Origin of the sequence: uncultured Aquabacterium sp. (assembly GCF_913773725.1) — a bacterium.
Lineage (GTDB): Bacteria > Pseudomonadota > Gammaproteobacteria > Burkholderiales > Burkholderiaceae_C > Aquabacterium.
In genome coordinates this window covers 56,148-74,164 of record NZ_CAJYGK010000053.1, presented here as the reverse complement: position 1 = coordinate 74,164, position 18,017 = coordinate 56,148, and the positions used below count along the sequence as shown (strand labels likewise).

General features: G+C 66.9%; 15 protein-coding genes. 3 read left to right on the top strand and 12 right to left on the bottom strand.

Features of this window, described 5'->3' with window-relative positions; genetic code table 11:
* Positions 1-39: 39 nt before the first annotated feature.
* Positions 40-966, bottom strand: a complete 927-nt coding sequence (locus tag QZ709_RS06225; protein ID WP_294636390.1) for a Na/Pi symporter — start codon at positions 964-966, stop codon at positions 40-42.
* Positions 967-1,066: 100 nt separating this feature from the next.
* Here QZ709_RS06225 and QZ709_RS06220 point away from each other — a divergent pair, with 100 nt between their 5' ends.
* The 3 genes from QZ709_RS06220 (at position 1,067) to QZ709_RS06210 (ending at position 4,585) form a co-directional block, all read left to right on the top strand.
* Positions 1,067-2,479, top strand: a complete 1,413-nt coding sequence (locus QZ709_RS06220; RefSeq protein WP_294636389.1) for a TAXI family TRAP transporter solute-binding subunit — start codon at positions 1,067-1,069, stop codon at positions 2,477-2,479.
* A 208-nt stretch (positions 2,480-2,687) separates the two neighbouring features.
* The gene (locus QZ709_RS06215) at positions 2,688-3,566 is read left to right on the top strand and encodes a glycine betaine ABC transporter substrate-binding protein (protein WP_294636388.1); all 879 of its coding nucleotides are present in this window, start codon (positions 2,688-2,690) and stop codon (positions 3,564-3,566) included.
* A 38-nt stretch (positions 3,567-3,604) separates the two neighbouring features.
* Entirely contained in the window at positions 3,605-4,585 is a 981-nt protein-coding gene (locus QZ709_RS06210; RefSeq protein WP_294636387.1) for a porin, read from the top strand.
* A 113-nt stretch (positions 4,586-4,698) separates the two neighbouring features.
* Here the strand turns inward: QZ709_RS06210 and QZ709_RS06205 are convergent, their stop codons facing one another.
* The 11 genes from QZ709_RS06205 to QZ709_RS06155 all read right to left on the bottom strand — a co-directional run bounded on the left by QZ709_RS06205 (position 4,699) and on the right by QZ709_RS06155 (position 18,009).
* Positions 4,699-5,766, bottom strand: a complete 1,068-nt coding sequence (locus tag QZ709_RS06205; protein ID WP_294636386.1) for a GlxA family transcriptional regulator — start codon at positions 5,764-5,766, stop codon at positions 4,699-4,701.
* Between the two features lie 24 nt (positions 5,767-5,790).
* A complete protein-coding gene (locus QZ709_RS06200) occupies positions 5,791-6,663 on the bottom strand; it encodes a proline/glycine betaine ABC transporter permease (RefSeq protein WP_294636385.1) in 873 nt (290 codons plus the stop codon).
* Positions 6,656-7,693 (bottom strand): glycine betaine/L-proline ABC transporter ATP-binding protein, encoded by a 1,038-nt coding sequence (locus QZ709_RS06195; RefSeq protein WP_366937146.1) that lies wholly within the window; start codon positions 7,691-7,693, stop codon positions 6,656-6,658. Before QZ709_RS06195 ends, QZ709_RS06200 begins: the two co-directional genes overlap by 8 nt.
* A gap of 273 nt (positions 7,694-7,966) precedes the next feature.
* Positions 7,967-9,082: a hybrid-cluster NAD(P)-dependent oxidoreductase gene (locus QZ709_RS06190; RefSeq protein ID WP_294636384.1), complete on the bottom strand. Its 1,116-nt coding sequence runs from the start codon at positions 9,080-9,082 to the stop codon at positions 7,967-7,969.
* A gap of 15 nt (positions 9,083-9,097) precedes the next feature.
* A complete protein-coding gene (locus QZ709_RS06185) occupies positions 9,098-10,354 on the bottom strand; it encodes an aromatic ring-hydroxylating dioxygenase subunit alpha (RefSeq protein ID WP_294636383.1) in 1,257 nt (418 codons plus the stop codon).
* A 58-nt stretch (positions 10,355-10,412) separates the two neighbouring features.
* Positions 10,413-11,204, bottom strand: coding sequence for a hypothetical protein (locus QZ709_RS06180; protein WP_294636382.1), 792 nt, complete (start codon positions 11,202-11,204; stop codon positions 10,413-10,415).
* Positions 11,204-12,376 carry an electron transfer flavoprotein subunit alpha/FixB family protein gene (locus tag QZ709_RS06175; RefSeq protein ID WP_294636381.1) on the bottom strand — a complete coding sequence of 391 codons (1,173 nt, stop codon included), beginning with the start codon at positions 12,374-12,376 and terminating at the stop codon, positions 11,204-11,206. Before QZ709_RS06175 ends, QZ709_RS06180 begins: the two co-directional genes overlap by 1 nt.
* A complete protein-coding gene (locus QZ709_RS06170; protein WP_294636380.1) occupies positions 12,373-14,346 on the bottom strand; it encodes a DUF3483 domain-containing protein in 1,974 nt (657 codons plus the stop codon). Before QZ709_RS06170 ends, QZ709_RS06175 begins: the two co-directional genes overlap by 4 nt.
* Positions 14,347-14,348: 2 nt before the next feature.
* A complete protein-coding gene (locus QZ709_RS06165) occupies positions 14,349-16,409 on the bottom strand; it encodes an NADH:flavin oxidoreductase (protein ID WP_294636379.1) in 2,061 nt (686 codons plus the stop codon).
* Between the two features lie 11 nt (positions 16,410-16,420).
* Positions 16,421-16,963 (bottom strand): DUF5943 domain-containing protein, encoded by a 543-nt coding sequence (locus QZ709_RS06160; RefSeq protein ID WP_294636378.1) that lies wholly within the window; start codon positions 16,961-16,963, stop codon positions 16,421-16,423.
* A 62-nt stretch (positions 16,964-17,025) separates the two neighbouring features.
* A complete protein-coding gene (locus tag QZ709_RS06155; RefSeq protein ID WP_294636377.1) occupies positions 17,026-18,009 on the bottom strand; it encodes a dipeptidase in 984 nt (327 codons plus the stop codon).
* Positions 18,010-18,017: the final 8 nt, after the last annotated feature.

Sequence of the window (18,017 nt, the reverse complement as noted above, 5' to 3'; positions counted from 1 at the left end):
TCGGGGGCCCGGGACGCGGCTGGCGCCCCTCTCGGGGGATCAGCGTGGGGCCAGCCACCGCCGCAGGCGCGGTTCGATCACGTTGAAGCCAGTCAGGCAGACGAAGGCCAGGGTGAGGTTGAAGACCAGATGGGCCCAGGCCACGGCCATGCCGGGATCGCCCGCCTGCCGCACCACCGTTTCGGCAAACAGCGGCAGGAAGGGGAAGAAAGCGAGCATGCCCAGCAGGTTGAACAGGAAGTTCGCCTGCGCGGTCGAGCGCGCGGTGGCGCCCATGCCCAGGCTGGCGATCAGCGCGGTCGAGGTCGAGCCGACGTTGGCGCCGATGACGATGGGCACCGCGGCTTCCGCAGGCAGGGTGCCCTGCTGCACCAGCAGGATGGCCAGACCGGTGGTGACGCTGCTGGACTGGATCACCGCGGTCAGCAACAGGCCGGCCAGCACGCCCAGCAGCGGCACGCTGGCCAGCGCCAGCGCCGACACGAATGCCGGCTCGTTCTGCAGGGGCTTGAGGGTGGCCGAAATCAGATCCAGCGCAAAAAAGATCAGCCCGAAATAGAAGACCGACTGACCGGCCACCCGCACCCGCGCCGGCAGGACCGACATCAGGGTGCCCAGCACGATGAAGAAGGGCCCGATGCCGGTCAGCTTGAAGGACACCAGCCAGGCGGTCGCCGTGGTGCCGACGTTGGCCCCCAGCAGCACGCCCAGGCTGGCCCGAAACGAGATCACGCCCGCGTCGACCAGCGAGGCCGTCAGCGAGGTCACGGCGCTGCTGGACTGCAACACGGCGGTGGCCACCGCGCCCACGCCAAACCCCGCCCACCGGTTGCCGGTGACCCGGCTCAACCAGCTCTGCAGTGCCTCGCCGCCCACCGCACGCAACTCCCGGCTGAAGCCTTGCAGCCCGTAGACGAACAGGACGATGGCGGACACCACCGCAAAAAACGTATGAAGCTGGGACATGGATGGACAAGGACAAACTGCACCAACCCCAAGCATGCCTCAACCGGCCAGCAGCCCTGCCTAGAATCGGATGGTCCGAACCGACCTCCTCCCTGTGCCCATGGCCGACCACCGCCCCCCTGTGACCCAACGTCTGCGGCTCGCCATCCGTCTGTGGGTGCTGTCCGTGCGCGACATGCTGGCCTCGGCCGGCCCCGTGCTGCTGCTGGCAGGGGGGCTGCTGGCGGCGGCCTACTGGTGGCTGGATCCGCAACCGCCGCGCACCGTCACGCTGGCCACCGGCCCGGCTGGCAGTGCCTATGCCGCCTTTGGCCAGCGCTATGCCGATGCCCTGGCGCGCGACGGCATCCGCGTGCGTTTGCTCGCCACCGAAGGCACGGCCGCCAACCTGCAGGCACTGCGGGACGGCGAAGCCGATGTGGCCTTCGTGCGCGGCGGCAGCGACGACCTGGGGGCCGATGCCGACGCCGGCCTGATGTCACTGGGCGCGCTGTTCTACGAGCCCGTCTGGCTGTTCTACCGTCCGGCCGCCCTGTGGCCCCATGGCCGCAAGCCGACAGCCGCCCCCGCCTCGCCGCCGGCCCTGACCTCGCTGACCCAGCTGCGCGGCCTGCGCGTCAACATCGACCAGCCGGGCAGCGGCGTGCCCGACCTGATGCGCCGGTTGCTGGACGCCAATGGCCTGACCCCGCAAGCCCTCCAACTCAGCCAGCAGCCGGCCGACGCCGCAGCCCGCGCCCTGCTGGCCGGCCGGCTGGATGCCATCGTGCTCGTGACCGCACCCGAATCCCCCGTGGTGCAGCGCCTGTTGACCGAACCGGGCATCGCCCTGGCCGACCTGCCGCAGGCCGACGCCCTGGCGCGCCGCCTGCCCTTTCTGCAGACCGTCACGCTGCCGCGCGGCATGGTCGACCTGGCCCGCGACCTGCCTCCGCACGACATCGGCCTGCTGGCGGCCACCACCGCGCTGCTGACCAGCGAGGACACCCACCCTGCGCTGCGCCAGCTGTTCGCGCAGACGGCCCAGCAGCTGCACGGCGGCGCCGGCTGGTTCAACCGCGCACGCGACTTCCCCAACACCCGCACCAGCGAACTGCCCGTCAGCCCCGAAGGCGACCGCGCCATCAACGGCACCCCACCGTTCTGGCAGCGCTACCTGCCCTTCTGGGCCAGCAACCTGCTGGAACGCATGTGGCTGGTCATCGGCGGCTTGATCGTGTTGTTGCTGCCGCTGTCGCGCGTGGTGCCGCCGCTGTACACCTACCGGGTGCGGCAGCGCGTGTTCCGCTGGTATGCGCGGCTGCGCGAGGTCGAACTCCGCATGGACGACCCCGAGGCGCCCGCCACCGAACTGCTCGATGAACTCGACGAGCTCGACCGGGTGGCCAGCCAGATCACGGTGCCGCTGGCGCACGCGGACGAGCTCTATGCGCTGCGCAACAACATCGAGAAGACGCGGCGGCGGCTGTTGGGCGGGCGGGCGGCCGCGGACCACCCGGCCTCGGCCGCCTGAGCGCAGCACGCGGGCCCGGGCGCTCAGGACGTCGCCAGCCCCCCGGCTGAGGGACGTGTGGACAGCGTGGCGTCGCATGCAGGACAGCTTTCGTCGCATCTCAACCAGTTGGGTGCGGGTGGGCTTTCTATTGTGAAGATACGTTGTACGGCCCCACCGCACAACGCCCGCCCCACCCCCCTCAACATCCGATCACTGGAGTAAACGCATGACGACTTTGTCCCGTCGCCGTTTCCTGAGCGGCGCTGCGACCGTGCTGACCATCAGCGCGGCGCCTGGCGTCCTGGCCTCCCCTCCCAAGACCCTGCGCATAGGCTGGACCGCATGGTCCGACGCCGAAGCCGTCACCCACACGGCCAAACAATTGATCGAGGCCAAGCTCGCCACCAAGGTCGAACTGGTCATGACCGACATCGCCCTGCAATACGCCGGACTGCAGCGCGGCCAGATCGATCTGATGCTGATGGCCTGGCTCCCGAACACGCACAAGGGCTACTGGGACAAGGTGCAAGGAGACGTGGAGGACCTGGGCGCCCTCTACACGGACGCCAAGCTGGGTTGGGCCGTGCCCGATTACATCCCCAAATCCGTTCTCAACAGCCTGGACGACCTGAAGAAGCCAGACGTGAAGGACAAGCTCAAGGGCCAGATCCAGGGCATTGATGCAGGCTCCGGCCTGATGCGCTCATCGGAGCAGGCGCTCAAGGCCTACGGCCTGGACTACCGGCTGCTCACCGCCTCGGATGCCGCCATGGTGTCGGCGCTGGACCGGGCCATGCGAAAGAACGAGTGGATCGTGGTGACAACCTGGTCGCCGCACTGGCTGTTCTCGCAGTACAAGATCCGCTACCTTGAAGAACCGCAGAAGGTGCTGGGTGGCGCTGAAGAAATCCACGCGCTCGCACGCAAGGGCTTCACTGCCGACTTCCCGAAGGTCGCTGCGTTCATCAGAAACTTCAAGATCCCTCTGTCCGACCTGGAGGGGGTGATGTTCAAGGCCCGGTCGAGCAGCTACGACAAGGAAGCAGCGGCCTACATCGCCAGCCACCCTCAATTGGTCAGCAAGTGGCTGTCTGCCGCGCTGTGAAGCGCGCCTCCTGACGCATCTCTTTCGGAGTTCTCAACATGAAGTGTTCTCTTTACCGGGGTGGCCGGACAGCCACCTCGTGGACCCTGCTCGCCCTGTCCATGGCCTCGGCGCCCACTTTCGCCCAGGAAGGCGTCAAGATCAGCGGCCTGCTCGATCTCGGGCTTTTTCGTGACACCACCGGCACGACCCAGCTGGGCACGATCAGGCGCAGCAACGTGGCCTTTTCCGGCAGCGAAGACCTGGGCGGCGGCAACAGCGTGTTCTTCCGGCTCAGCACGCGCATGGAGTTGGATACCGGCGCGATCGAGAAGGGCAATCGCCCGTTCTGGCATGACGAAGCCACTGTTGGCCTGAAGGGCGACTTCGGCAGCGTGAAGCTGGGCCGCGCACTCGATGCCACGTACAGCAACGACTGGAAGTTCGACCCCTGGTACTACTTTGACCGCATTGCTTCGCCGGCCTGGGACCTGTGGCACTACAACTACCCCTCCGACCCCAAAGCGAATGGCGGCTCGGCCGAATACGGCCGCATCGACAATGGCGTCTACTACACCTCGCCCACCGTGGGCGGTTTCACGGTCAGCCTCAGTGGCTCGCCTGAGAAGCGAACGGGCGACAAGACCCGGTCCACCGCCGGCGCGCTGGTGTACAGCACGAATGACATCTCGGCGATGCTCTCGCGCGGGCGCAACAGTGCGGGCAACACCGACACCTTTGTCGGCTTGAAGGGCAAGGTGATGGGTGTGTCGCTGATGGGCGCCTGGAACGAAAGCAAGGCGGGCCCTTCGGTGGCCAAGACCATCACGCTCGGTGCCCAGTACACGGTGGACAAATTCACCTACAACCTGGGCTGGGGCAAAGTGAAGGTCGACGGCGCCGAGGCTCAGCGCGTGGCAGGCGCCATGGCGGGCTATGCCTTGAGCCGGCGCACCACCGTCTACGTCGACCTGGCCCGCAAGAGCTTCCCGTCAGAGTCGCGCACGGTGTATGGCGTGGGACTGTCGCACGCGTTCTGACGACAGGCGCGGGGTGCCACGCCCGGCACCCCGCACGGCCATGCTGAAGGCAGCATGAAAAGAGGCCAGCTGGCTTACCGCCCGCTGGCCTCGGTTCCTTGAAGAGCCTTTGCTCAGGCCACCATCGGCGGCCGTTCTCTCTGGCGGTGCGTCACCTTGCGCGCCGTGCTGGCCCCGATGGACTGCCGGCGCTCTTCGCTGGGAGGGTGCCCGAAAAGGTTGCGATAGGCCTTGCAGAAGTGTGACGACGACTGAAAGCCGCAGGCAATGGTGATCTGCATGATCGGCATGGCGCTGTGGGTCAGCAGTTCGCGGGCTCGGCGCAAGCGCAGGTTCATGTAGTACTGCGCCGGGTTCAGATTGTGGTAGCGGTGAAAGAGCCGCTCGATCTGCCTCAGCGACAGATGAATGGCGTTGGCAATCTCCTGCAGCGACAGCGGCTCCTCGATGTTGGCCGACATGATCTCCATGGCCTCGGTGAGGTGCTGGTATCCAGGGCCGATGCACTCAGGCTGAGGCACCCGCTGCCGGTCGGTGCTGGCACGCTGCCGCTCGAGGATGAACTGCTCCGAGATCTGTGAAGTGAGATGAGGGCCGTGGTGAGACCGGATGAGGTGCAGTGCCATGTCGAGGGGCGCGGTGCCCCCCGAACAGGTATAGCGGTCGCGGTCGATGGTGAACACCGCCTGCGCAAACTGCACCTTGGGAAACTCCTCCCGCATGGCTGCGAGGTTTTCCCAGTGCACGGCGCATTTGTAGCCATCCAGAAGACCGGCGCTGGCCAGAGCGAAAGACCCCGTGCACAGGGCGCCCAGCGGCCGTCGCTGGGAGGCCAGGATGCGCAGTTGCAGACGGACGTGCTCGTCGGTGGCGGCGCGCACATCAATGCCCCCGCACACGAACACCATGTCGCAGGTTTCCAGCTGCTGCAGCCCGCCCGTCGGCTGCACCCCCAGCCCATTGCTGGCGAGCACGCCTGGACGCACCGGTACCACAGCCCAGCTGTAAAGCGGCTGGCGACTGGCATAGTTGGCCATCCGGAACGCCTCCAGCGCATTGGCGAATGCGATCATGGAGTAATCCTGCAGCAGCAGAAAGCCCACCCGCCGAGTGCGGCTCGGCCCGACGGTGGGGGGACTCGGCAGGTCGGCGTCGAGCGCCAGATCGGGTGAGTGGGCCATGGTGGGGTGTGCGCCAGAAGAGGGTCAGTGGGATTCGGCCCGCGCAGAGCTGCCGAAGCTCTCGGTGATGCGGTCGAGGATGATGGCCAGCAAGACGACAGCCAGGCCACTCTCGAAACCCAGGCCGACGTCGAGGCGCTGGATGCTGGCCAGCACATCGTTGCCCAGGCCACCCGCGCCCACCATGGACGCAATGATCACCATGGACAAGGCCATCATGATGGTCTGATTGACCCCGGCCATGATGGTCGGCAGCGCAATGGGCAACTGGACCTTGAACAGCAGTTGCAAACCGGTGCAGCCAAAGGCGTTCCCGGCTTCCACCTGTTCAGCGTTGACCTGTCGGATGCCCAGGCTGGTGAGGCGCACCACCGGCGGCATGGCGAACACAACCGTTGCCATGATGCCGGGTACACGTCCGAGGCCAAACACCATGGCCGCAGGGATCAGGTAGACGAAGGCGGGCATGGTTTGCATGAAATCCAGAACCGGTCGCAATGTCTGCTGCACCCAGCCGCTGCGTGCGGCCAAGATGCCCAAAGGCACACCCAGCAACAGGCTGATCAACGTGGCGGACAGCGTCAGCGCCAAGGTCACGACCGTCTGCGGCCAGAAGCCGGTGATGCAGATCAGGGACAGAGAGCCCAGCACGAACAGCGCGAACTTCCAGCCGAGTCGCCAGAAACCGACGGCCGCTGCCATGGCGATGAGCAAAGCGGCCGGTGCGACCGACAACGTCGCTTCGATACCGGTTGCGAAGCCATCCACGACCGTGCCGATGCTGTCGAAGACGGGGCCGCCATGCTCCAGCAGCCAGGCAACAAAGTCATTGACCCACTTGCCCAGGGGCAACAGGTCATGAGGGTTGCCGGTCAGGTTGGACAGCAGGTCAGACATGGCGGGCTCCTTCGGCGATCTTCACGAGCAGGCTCTTCGGGGTGATGCAGCCCAGCAGTTCATTGGTGTCATCCACCACCCCGATCGGCTCGTTGCCGCCCAGAACGCGACGCAGGGCTTCGGGCAAGGTGGTGCTGGAGGGCACGCGCGGCCCTCCGTTGAGGCGGCTCTTGTCGAAGCCCTGGTCGAGCAGGTCGAGCGCAGTGAGGTAGCGGGAGGTGTCCACCCCCTTGAAGAAGCGGCGCACGTAGTCGTTGGCCGGCTGGGTGATGATCTCGTGCGGCGTGCCGACCTGGGCCAGGGTGCCGCCCTCCATGATGGCGATGCGGGTACCGATGCGCAGCGCCTCTTCGAGATCGTGCGACACGAAGAAGATCGTGCGACGCTGTCCGCGCTGCAGCTCCAGCATGAGGTCTTGCATCTCCGTGCGCTTGAGCGGGTCGAGTGCCGAGAAAGCCTCGTCCATCAGCAGGATGTCGGGGTCCACAGCCAAGGCACGGGCCAGACCCACGCGCTGCTGCATGCCGCCCGACAGCTGGCCCGGGTACTTCTTCGCATAGGCCTTCAAGCCCACCTGCTCAAGCACGTGGTAAGCCTTGTTTTCACGCCAGCCGCGCTGGCTTCCCGCCACCTCGAGCCCGAACGCTGCGTTCTCGAGCACAGTGCGGTGCGGCATCAACGCGAAAGACTGGAACACCATGGCCAGGCGCTGCCGCCGCCACTTGACGAGCTGGTTGTGCGGCAGCTTCGCCAGGTCTTCGCCGTCCACGATGATCGAGCCGGCACTGGGTTCGACCAGTCGGTTGATAAGGCGGATCAGGGTCGACTTGCCCGAGCCTGACAGACCCATGAGCACGAAGATCTCTCCGGCGTCCACGTCGAAGCTGACGTTGTTGACGCCGGTCACTTGGCCGGTACGCTCGAATACCTTGTCCTTGCTCATGCCTTGTTGCAGCAAGCGCAGGGCTTCCTCGGGTCGAGGTCCGAAAATTTTGTAGAGGTTGCGTATCTGGATCTTGGTCGAAGTCATCTTGCCTCCGGTTGAGGGAACGCAAAGCACGACGGGGCCTGTAAACGCAAACTCCATGCCATTAGGGGAAGTGTTTGCAGGCTTCGTCAACATCGAAAACCGAGCTTGAGGCGTCTCCTGCCGGGTGAACAGCATCGGTTTCCTGGGGTTTCAGGTGGTGAACGCGGGGCCGTTGCACCTGAAGCGACACCACCGTGCACGCGGTGGGGACCAGCGGTCCTGCATGTCTGCTCTTGGTGCACTGCGGCCGCGCGCCATGCACCAAGGTCCGGATCAGCGGTCCAGGACCACGTCCCCTTGCGGATGGCTGCAGCAGGGCAGGATCCAGCCCTGATCGACGTCACGCTGGCGGATCCCGCCTTTGTGGTTCATGGTCACCTCGCCAGAGACCTTGTGGGTCTTGCAGGTGCCACACAGTCCGTTGCTGCAGGAGGCCGGCAGGCGTACTCCGGCCTGTATGGCCGCGGCCAGAATGGTCTGGCCGGGCTGACAGGTGAAGGTGTCGCCCAATCGGTTCAGCGTGATGCGGTGGCCCGAGGCCGCCACAGGGGGAGCGCTGCAGACGCCCTCAGCGGATGCGAGGCTCGCTGAAGCGAGCTCTTCGAAGTTGAAACTCTCTTCGCGGTAGCGCGCCTCCGGGTGTCCCAGTTCCGCCAGCAGGCGGCGGATGGCGGCCATGAAGGGACCGGGCCCACAGCTGTAGACGTCACGCTCACGCAGGTCGGGCGCGATGCGCATCAGCAAGGCCGCATCGAGTCGACCGCGATAGCCCGGCCAGTGCGGCTGGCTGCCATGCTGCTCGCACACGAAGGCCAGCTGCAACCGCGGGTGCTGTCGCGCCAGGCTGCGCAACTCGTCAGCGAAGATCAGGTCATCGGGACTGCGGGCGGCATGCACGAACAGGATGTCGGCGTCGGTAGACAGGTCCGACAGCGCCCGCGTCATGCTCATTAGCGGGGTGATGCCGCTGCCGCCGGAGACGAAGAGGTAGCGGGGGCGATCGGCACCGCCGAGGCTGATCGGCTGGAGCGGCCCGCCCTTTGCGAAGCAACTGAACTCGCCGGCCGGCCCCAGCGCGTCGACCTGCATGCCGGCTTGCAGGTGATCGTGCAGCCAGTTGGACATGGGGCCACCCGGCACGCGCTTGACGGTGATGCTCAATCGGTCCGGACGCGTTGGGCTCGACGAAATCGTGTAGCTGCGCTGCACGGTCTCGCCACCCGGACCGATGGGCACGCTCAGGGTCAGGAACTGGCCCGGCAGGTAGGCGAAGCGCCGCGGGGAGGGCGTGTTGAACACGAAGGTCTTGACGTCGTGGGTCTCGGGCCGCACCTGCACGCACAGCAGCGTGTCGTCGGTGTCAGAGGACCAGGCGGGGGCGCTGTCCATCAGGGACCCCGCTCGTCAGGCGGTGGTCGGGGTCAGCGCACGCATGCGGCCCACGTACCAGTTGCAAAACTTCTCCACCAGCGCTTCGGTGTAGGGCGAGTAGGGGCCAGGTGTGTACGCACCACTGGCCACACCGACCTGCGACTCTTCCACCAGGCGGCGGTCCTGGTCGTTGGTGGCGTTCCAGACCTTGGTGAGGTTGGCAACGTCGTAGTCCACGCCCTCTACCGCGTCCTTGTGCACGCACCAGGTGGTGCGCACCAGGGTCTGATCCGGCCCGATGGGCAGCACCGAGAAGCTCACCACATGGTCGCTCATGAAGTGATGCCAGGAGTTGGGTTGCGTCCAGAACGACAGCCCTCCGACGGCCGGGTCGGTGATCTGGCCCAGCAGCTTCTTGCTGGCGACCTCGGCGTTCATCGTCTGCGATTGCCCGGCACGGTCCAGCGGCAAGCGCTGCGTGCGGAAGCCTGTGACGCAGGTGTCGAGGACCTCGATCTCACGCGATGGCAGTCCCATGGACTCCCAGCGCTCATGGCTCTTGGCCAAGATGTCGCGGAACCTGGCCATGCCTTCAGCGTTGGCGGGGCTCGGCTGGTAGCCGAAGCCGTACTCGTAAAGTGACAACGTCAACTCGGGATGGTTGCCCACGCAGTGGTAGCACTCGCGGTTGTTCTCCATCACGAGCTTCCAGTTGCCCTTCTCGATGATCTCGGCCTGCGCGGCCACCTTGCAGTCCTTGAGTCGGTGCGGCGCCATGTAGGGCGTCAGCTGGGCAGCCATCTGCTCGAAGTCGGCAGGGGGCTCGTCGGCCAGGCAGATGAAGATCAGGCCTTCGAGGCTGCGCACGTGCACCTTCTTGAGCCCGTGCTGGCGCTTGTCGAAGTCGGCGCCCATGTGCTCCACGTGGATCAGGGAGCCCTTGGTGTCGTATGTCCACTGGTGGTAGGGACACACCAGGTTGCCCACCGAGCCACGGTGCGAAGCGCACAGCCGCGAGCCTCGGTGCCGGCACACATTGTGGAAGGCCTGCACCTCGTTGTCGTCGTCTCGCAAGATGATGATCGAGTTCTTGCCCACATCGACGGTCAGGTAGTCGCCCGCCTCCGGGATCTGAGGCTCGACGGCCACAAAGATCCAGTGCTGACCGAAGATGCGCTGCACATCGGCCTGGAAGACTTCGTGGCTCAGGTAGAACGGGGCCTCGAGGCTGTAGCCGGGGCGGCGGCGTTCGAGCAGGTCGTTGAGCAGATGGTTCTGGGCGTTGGACATGATGGGTCTTTCGCGAGTCGGAAGTGAGATGGGCTAGAAGCGGTGGAAGTGAACAAGGTCAGAAAGGCAGCAAGGCGTTCGCTTGCAGGTACTCGAAGACCGCACGCGCCTTGTCTTGCGCGGTGCCAGTCTTGAGCACCTGCGCTGGCGTCGCGGCGGCATCACTGCCGATGGCACCCAGCATCCGGCTGTGCCCGCTTTGCGCTCGGGGGACGTCAAGCGGCACCAGGCGCCGGGATGCAGGCACGCGCTGCCAGGTGGGCCCGGCGGGCTGGGTCAAGGCCGACGCCGTCGGCGCATCGATGAGCCGCACCTCGCCACTCAGCACGGCCGCATGCGCGTGCCGCTGGGTGACCGCAGCCGACGGATGGATGGCCAGCACGGCCGGACGCAAGAGGCGCCACTGGCGTCTGGCCCCTTTGGGCAAGGCCTGGGTCACCCGCCAGGCGGCTCCTTCGGTCTGAAGGCCCACAACATCGCGCATGACCTGGCAACGCAAGTGCCGGGCCAGGGTGTACGGCAACGCGCCTGAAGCCAGCCCGTCCTCGCCGCGCAGCCCGGTGAACACGAGGTCCTGCGTGTCCGTGCTGCCCGAGGCGATGGCGTCGGCCAGCACGAAGGCCGCGTCCTCACCCGGCGCCACGCTGAGCACGTCGATCGTGCGGGCGCCCAGGGCCAGATAAGCGCGTGCGACCTCCAGGTCGAGGGCTCCCGCACTGAGCAGGCGCACGTGCTCGGCCCCCACGCACTGCAGCGCGAGTGACACGGCCACGGCATCGCCAGGCGCACGCACCATGCGACCACTGACGGGATGAGGTCGCTGGCCGACCAACACGGTGATGTGGGGCATCAGAGGGTCTCCTTACGGGCCTGTCGGTGGGCCTGCACCAAGGCCAGCAGTTCGCGCATCAAGGCGGTGCTGTCCTCGACGGCCATCAAGGCGGCACGTCGGGCCATGGGGGCAGCGGCATCCGTGTTCACGGCAATCACGTGGCGGCAGTCCTTGATGCCTTGCAGGTGTTGCACCGCACCCGAGATGCCGACGGCCAAGTAGGTCGTCGCCTTGACCGTCTTGCCCGTCGCGCCGATCTGCTTGCTGCGCGGAAAGCGGCCATCGTCAACGGCCACACGGGAGGCACCGGTGGCGGCGCCCAGCGCATCAGCCAACTGCTGAAACAAAGCGAGATCGGTCACACCGTTGCCCGCGGCGAGGATGAAGTCGGCTTCTTCGAGCGCCACCGTGCGGGCATCACCGGGCTCGACGCCCAGGTCTTCGAGTCCAGCGTCCTCCTGGGCGGGCCAGCGAGGTGGCATGCCGTGTTCATCGGCATCCCAGCGGCGTCCCAGCCCCACGAAGGGCAGGTCGGTGCGGGCCACGCCCGGCGCGAGCAGCGCCACCTGCGGGGCACTGCACAGCGCATCTTCCCGGGCGTTGACACGCACCCGCCAATGCAGGCCCGCACCATGTCGCTGGACCTCCACCACCGAGGCAGCCAAGGTGAGCTGGCGGCCAGCTGCAAAGCGGCGACCGAGGTCGGCGTCGGCATCGTGATCCGGCAGACAGGTCAATGTGGGGCGCAGTTGCTGGTGCAGGTCGGTGAGCCATTGCGCCGCCGCGTCCAGGCCATGCTGCTCTCGCACGGCGTCCGGCAAGCAGAGCAGGCGGTCGGCGCCCATGTCGGCCACGTCGTCGTGGCAGGGGCCAAGGGTGGCCAGCACCACCTCGGTGTCGGCAGTGGCCAGCATGGCGGCCAGCGCCACCACTTGGCGGGCGTGACCATCGAGCGTACCCCGGTCGGTGTGGCACACCACCAGCACGCAATGGCGGAAGGGACCGGCGGCGCGCAGGCCGCGGGCCTGCACGTCATGTGCCGTGCGGGCAGTCAGGCGCTCGCCTTCGGTGCTGCCCAACACGATGCGACGCAAGCCAGATGGGGCGATCACCGCGGGGCGGCGTGGGTCCACACGGGGCAGCCCGGTGGGGGCGGCCTGCAGCAGGCCGGGGTCGACGAGATGGTTCATGCCACCTCCACGGCGCGGGCCACGAGCTCGGCGATGTCGAGCACCTCTGGGCGCGGCCCCACGACGCCCTCCAGCATGGCGGTGCATTGCGGGCAGGCCACGGCCACCACCTGAGCGCCGGTGGCGCGGGCATCCGCCATGCGCAGATCCGGGATGCGGGTCTCGCCGGGAATGTCGGTCCACGGCGCGCCGCCGCCACCGCCGCAGCAGCGGGCGGCCTGGGCGTGCATCCCCATCTCGGTGAGCTGAATGCCGATCGCCTTCAGTGCGTCACGCGGCGCTTGCACTTCCCGGTTGTAGCGGCCCAGGTAGCAGGGGTCGTGGTACGTGACACTGGGCAGACGCTGACCGGGAGCCGCCTTCAGTCTGCCGTTATCCAGCAGGTCAGCCAGCAACTGGCTGTGGTGCCACACCTCAAAGCTGGCGCCCAGGGCGGGGTACTCGTTCTTGACCGTGTGCAGCACGTGGGGATCGGCCGTCACGATGCGGGCAAAGCGGTGCTGCTTGAGCGTGTCGATCAGCTGCTGGGCCAGACGCTGGAAGCCGGCTTCGTCGCCCAGGCGGCGGGCGAGGTCGCCGCAGTCGGTCTCCGCCTCACCGAGCAGGGCCACTTGCACGCCCGCATGCTTCAGCGTCTTGACCAGGGCGCGCAGCGTGCGCTGGTAGCGCATGTCGAAGCCGCCTTCGCCGATCAGCAGCAGCCAGTCGGTGCTGTCGCCGCTGCTGGCGTGCGGGCGCAGCGTGGGCACGTTCAGGTCCACGGCCCAGTTGGCACGGGCGCTCAAGGGGTGCCCGCCGATGGTGTCGGTTTCACGCAGGTTGGTCAGCGCTTCGGCGCCCTTGTTGGGCACCACGCCATCGTTCAGCGTCAGGCCGCGGCGGATGTCGACCACCGTGTCCACGTGCTCGATCAGCATGGGGCAGGCTTGCACGCAGGCGCGGCAGGTGGTGCAGGACCACAGGGTCTCGGCACCGACCAGGCCGGGCACGATGGCCTGGTCGGGCGCGCCCTGGTGCTGGCCCACGGCCTGGCCTGGATAGGGGCTGCCGGCGTAGGCGGCATCGCTGCCACCCGCCATGCCCACCACCATGTCCTGGATGAGCTTCTTGGGGTTCAAGGGCTGGCCTGCGGCCTTGGCCGGGCAGGCCGCTTCACACTTGCCGCATTGCACGCAGGCATCGAAGGACAGCAGTTTGTTCCACGCAAAGTCGCGGGGCCGGCGCACGCCCATCGGGCGCTCGGCGCGGATGGGGATGACGCGTGCCGATGCACCGCCGCGGGCCACGGTCTGCGGCTGAGGCACCTTGGGCAGCGGCGTACGGCGCAGGGCCGAGGCGCCAATGGCCTGGCCCGTGGGCACGGCCGGCGCGAAGCGCTCGGGGCGCGGATGCAAACCCAGGTGGATCAGGCCGGCCACCGCGTGCTTCATGGGCCCGCCCAGGCCAATGCCCAGGGCCAGCTCGGCGGCGCCGAGGGCGAAGGCGGCGGCCACCAGCGCAGCCAGCCAGGTGGCGGCTTGCGCGCCCAGCAGGCCGATGGCCACGGCTGCTGCGGCAAACAGCATCAGGCTGTAAGGCAGGCGCTGCCATGGTCCTTTGGACAGGCGGGTTGGCGCCTGGCGGCGGCGCTGCGCCATCATGGCTGTGCCCACCAGCATGGCCAGGCCGGCCAGCAGCAGGGCCACGTCCAGCACACGGCTGTACAGCCCCAGGCCGTAGTTCAGTCCAACCAGGGCCAGGGCGGCCAGGCCACCGCCCGCAGTGAAGACGTGCGCGCGCGCCACAAAGGGTTCCTTGGCCACCACGTCGTGCAGGTCCACGAAGTAGCGTTTGGGCACCTGCAACAAGTCGGCCCAGTTCACTGCGGCCCGGCGGCCTTGGCGCCACAGCGTTGCGCGTTTCGCCAGGCCCAGTCCCAAGGCCAGCACGGCGGCCCAGAACAGGGCGCTGACCAGTTGAGGCAGTCCCATGATCAGAAGTCCTTGCACAGACGCAGGGCGTCGTAGATGGCGGCATGGATGTTGTGCATCGAGATGCAGTCGCCCACGCGGTACAGGAGGAACTGGCCCGAGCCCAGGGGCTGGGACAGCGCCGGCTGCGGCTTGGCATCGAACAGGGCGTCGATGTCGGTCTGGCCCTGGTTGGCTGAGCGGGCCTTGAGTTGCCAGTACAGGCCATCGTTGGGCTTGATGCCGTTTTCCACCACGACCTGGTCGACGGCCCGCTCTTCCTGGGCTTCGGTGTACTCGTTGCGCAGCACGGCAATCAGCTTGTCGCCTTCGCGGTAGACGCGGTCCAGCCAGAAGTTGGGCGTCTGGATCACGCCTTGGGCGTACATCTGGCGGTAGAAGATGGGGAAGGTGGTGCCCCCCACATCGTCCGAGACCTTCACGTCCGGCGTGACCACCTCGACCAGCTTGCCGCGCTCGGCGATGTAGTGCGCCACGCCCGCGCCCGCATGGGTGCTGATGCCGTCGTAGACCAGCACGTTGTCCTTCGGGGCCACCTTGCCGCTCAGGATGTCCCAGCCGCTGACGATGAGGCCGTCTGCTTCACCCCAGGCCGGCACCTGGTCGGTGAAGGGCACACCGCCCGTGGCCAGCACCACGATGTCGGGCCGCTCGTCCATGATCATGGCGACATCGGCGTCGACGCCCAGGCGGCGGTCCACGCCCAGGCGCTGCGTCTCGAGGTCGAACCAGCGGATGATGCCGGCCATCTGTTCGCGCTTCGGGGCCTTGGCAGCCAGGTTCACCTGACCACCCACGCTCGCCTGCTTCTCGAACAGCACCACGTCGTGACCCCGCTCGCGCGCCACACGGGCGGCCTCCAGGCCAGCGGGGCCGGCACCCACCACCACCACCTTGCGCTTCGGGCCGGTGGTGGGGGTGATGGTGTGCGGCATGGTCTGCTCGCGGCTGGTGGCGGCGTTCTGCACACACAGCACGTCCAGGCCGTTGTACTGGCGGTCGATGCAGTAGTTGGCGCCCACGCACTGCTTGATCTGGTCTTCCTTGCCGTCGCGGATCTTGATGACCATGTGCGGGTCGGCGATCTGGGCGCGGGTCATGCCGACCATGTCAACCATGCCGCTGGCCAGCAGGCGCTCGGCCTGCGAGGCGTCGCGGATGCTTTGCGCGTGCATCACCGGCACCTTGGACACCTGCTTGATACCAGCGGCCAGGTGCACGAAGGGCTCGGGTGGCAGGGCCATCGGCGGCATGCAGTTGGCCAGGGTGTTGTGCGTGTCGGCGCCCGAACCGACCACGCTCAGGAAGTCGATCAGGCCCGTCTCGGTCATGGCCTGGGCGATCTCTTTGGCGTGCTCGTGCGAGATGCCGTCTTCGTGGAACTCGTCTCCGCACATGCGCATGCCGATGCAGAAGTCGCGGCCCACTTCCGCGCGGATGGCCTTGAGCACCTCGATGCCAAAGCGCAGGCGGTTCTCCAGGCTGCCGCCCCATTCATCGGTGCGGTGGTTGACGCGCGGGCTCCAGAACTGGTCGATCAGCTGCTGGTGCGCCGCCGACACTTCCATGCCGTCCATGCCGGCGGCCTTCACGCGGCGTGCGGCCTGGGCGAAGTCGCGGATGATGCGACGGATTTCTTCGACCTCGATGGTCTTGGCATTGCCCCGGTGCACCGGCTCGCGGATGCCCGAGGGGCTGACCAGGTGCGGCCAGGATTCGCCATGCCAGGCACTGCGGCGGCCCATGTGCGTGGCCTGGATCATGATCTTCGCGCCATGCTTGTGCATGGTCGTGGCCAGGCGGTTGAGCGGCTCGATGACGGCATCGGTGCCCAGGTTGACCGAGGCCCACCAGCTCCAGGGGCTGTCCTTCGACACGGTGCTGGAGCCGCCGCAGATGGCCAGGCCCACGCCGCCCTTCGCCTTCTCCTCGTAGTAGCGGATGTAGCGCTCACCCGGGGCGCCGTTCTCGGCATAGACCTCGGCGTGGGCCGTGCTGACGATGCGGTTGCGAATCGTCAGCTGGTTGAGCTGAATCGGCTCGAACAGATGGGGGTATCGCATGGCCCGGTCCCTCAGCCCGCGGCGATTGGCCACACCGTGAAGACGCAGTGGTCATGCCCTTCGGCGGCGCACTGTGTTTCGGTGCTCTCGGTACGGTAGGCCGCACCGGTGTCATCGGCGACCCAGTCCATGGCGCCCGAGAACCAGCCGGCAAACAGGTAGCAAAGCTTGTCCTTGTTCACCGGCACACCCGCGATGCCCTGGGCCAGCACGAAGACCGAGTGGTCCAGGCGGATGCGGGCGTGTCCAGTGGCTGCATCCACCTCCTGGAAGCTGAACAGGCCCCAGCCCCGTTGCGACAAGCGCTTGAGATAGTGCTCGTAGCAAGCCAGCCCCTTGAGGCCGTGGGTCTTGCTCTCCTGGCTGCACCAGAAGTAGGCCGAGCGGTATCCCGCCTTGTACAGGCTCGCGGCATAGGCTTCCTTGCCGATGGCGGCCTCGGCTTCGACGTGGTTGTTCACGAAGAAGTGGCGGGGCACATAGATCATCGGCAGACCATCGGTGGTCCAGATGCCGGTCTCGGGGTGCACGTCAATGGGCAGTTGCGGTTGCATGGTCGGGCAGGGATCAGGTGGGGGATGAGGGGCAGGACTTGGGCATGAGGCGCGGAGAGGGGTCAGTCGCCCCACACGTCGCGGAAAAAGCGCATCCAGTTGCGGCCCAGCACCTTGGTGATGCGGGCCTCACTCCAGCCGGCCTGCGCCATCGCCACGGCCAGGTTGGGGAAGTCGCCGATCGTGCGGATGCCTTCGGGGTTGACGACCTTCCCGAAGTTGGTGAGGCGGCGCCAGCGGCCCTTGTCGTGGGTCAGCCACTCGAAGAACTCATGGCCATGGCCCTGGGTGAAGTCAGAGCCCAGACCCACGCAGTCTTCGCCGGCCACGTTGATGACGTAGTCGATGGCCTCGACGTAGTCGTGCACAGTGGACTCATTGCCGCGCTTGAGGAAGGGCGAGAACATGGTCACGCCGATGAAACCGCCGTGGTCGGCGATGAACTTCAGCTCGGCATCGCTCTTGTTGCGCGGGTGGTCCTTCAGGCCCAGCGGCAGGCAGTGGGTGTAGGCCACGGGCTTCTTCGAGGCCAGGATGGCCTCTTCAGACGTTTGGCTGCCCACGTGCGACAGGTCGACCATGATGCCCACGCGGTTCATCTCGGCGATGACTTCGCGGCCATAGCCCGAGAGGCCGCCATCGCGCTCGTAGCAGCCGGTGCCGATCAGGTTCTGCGTGTTGTAGCAAAGCTGGACGACGCGCACGCCCAGGTCATGGAAGGCCTCGATGTAGCCCAGGTTGTCCTCGAAGGCGAAGCCGTTCTGGAAGCCCAGGATGATCGCTGTCTTGCCCTCCGCCTTGGCGAGCTCGATGTCGGCCACGTTGCGTGCCAGCATGACGAGGTCGCTGTTGTCGCGGATCAGGCGCTTGAGGTTGGCGATGTTGTCGACGGTCTTGGCGAAGCCCTCCCACACCGAGACGGTGCAGTTGGCGGCGGTCAGACCGCCTTTGCGCATGTCTTCGAAGACGCTGCGGTCGAGGTTGGCGATGATCAGGCCATCGATGACGATGGACTGCTGGTGCAGGGCGGCGGCGTCGAAAGACATGGCGAGGC

What these genes read in the sequence shown, in the direction of transcription:
- QZ709_RS06155 (WP_294636377.1), bottom strand. Translation starts at nt 18,009, where the DNA reads ATGTCTTTCGACGCCGCCGCCCTGCACCAGCAGTCCATCGTCATCGAT.
- QZ709_RS06225 (WP_294636390.1), bottom strand. Translation starts at nt 966, where the DNA reads ATGTCCCAGCTTCATACGTTTTTTGCGGTGGTGTCCGCCATCGTCCTG.
- QZ709_RS06180 (WP_294636382.1), bottom strand. Translation starts at nt 11,204, where the DNA reads ATGCCCCACATCACCGTGTTGGTCGGCCAGCGACCTCATCCCGTCAGT.
- QZ709_RS06195 (WP_366937146.1), bottom strand. Translation starts at nt 7,693, where the DNA reads ATGACTTCGACCAAGATCCAGATACGCAACCTCTACAAAATTTTCGGA.
- QZ709_RS06165 (WP_294636379.1), bottom strand. Translation starts at nt 16,409, where the DNA reads ATGCGATACCCCCATCTGTTCGAGCCGATTCAGCTCAACCAGCTGACG.
- QZ709_RS06210 (WP_294636387.1), top strand. Translation starts at nt 3,605, where the DNA reads ATGAAGTGTTCTCTTTACCGGGGTGGCCGGACAGCCACCTCGTGGACC.
- QZ709_RS06175 (WP_294636381.1), bottom strand. Translation starts at nt 12,376, where the DNA reads ATGAACCATCTCGTCGACCCCGGCCTGCTGCAGGCCGCCCCCACCGGG.
- QZ709_RS06220 (WP_294636389.1), top strand. Translation starts at nt 1,067, where the DNA reads ATGGCCGACCACCGCCCCCCTGTGACCCAACGTCTGCGGCTCGCCATC.
- QZ709_RS06160 (WP_294636378.1), bottom strand. Translation starts at nt 16,963, where the DNA reads ATGCAACCGCAACTGCCCATTGACGTGCACCCCGAGACCGGCATCTGG.
- QZ709_RS06190 (WP_294636384.1), bottom strand. Translation starts at nt 9,082, where the DNA reads ATGGACAGCGCCCCCGCCTGGTCCTCTGACACCGACGACACGCTGCTG.
- QZ709_RS06205 (WP_294636386.1), bottom strand. Translation starts at nt 5,766, where the DNA reads ATGGCCCACTCACCCGATCTGGCGCTCGACGCCGACCTGCCGAGTCCC.
- QZ709_RS06185 (WP_294636383.1), bottom strand. Translation starts at nt 10,354, where the DNA reads ATGTCCAACGCCCAGAACCATCTGCTCAACGACCTGCTCGAACGCCGC.
- QZ709_RS06170 (WP_294636380.1), bottom strand. Translation starts at nt 14,346, where the DNA reads ATGGGACTGCCTCAACTGGTCAGCGCCCTGTTCTGGGCCGCCGTGCTG.
- QZ709_RS06200 (WP_294636385.1), bottom strand. Translation starts at nt 6,663, where the DNA reads ATGTCTGACCTGCTGTCCAACCTGACCGGCAACCCTCATGACCTGTTG.
- QZ709_RS06215 (WP_294636388.1), top strand. Translation starts at nt 2,688, where the DNA reads ATGACGACTTTGTCCCGTCGCCGTTTCCTGAGCGGCGCTGCGACCGTG.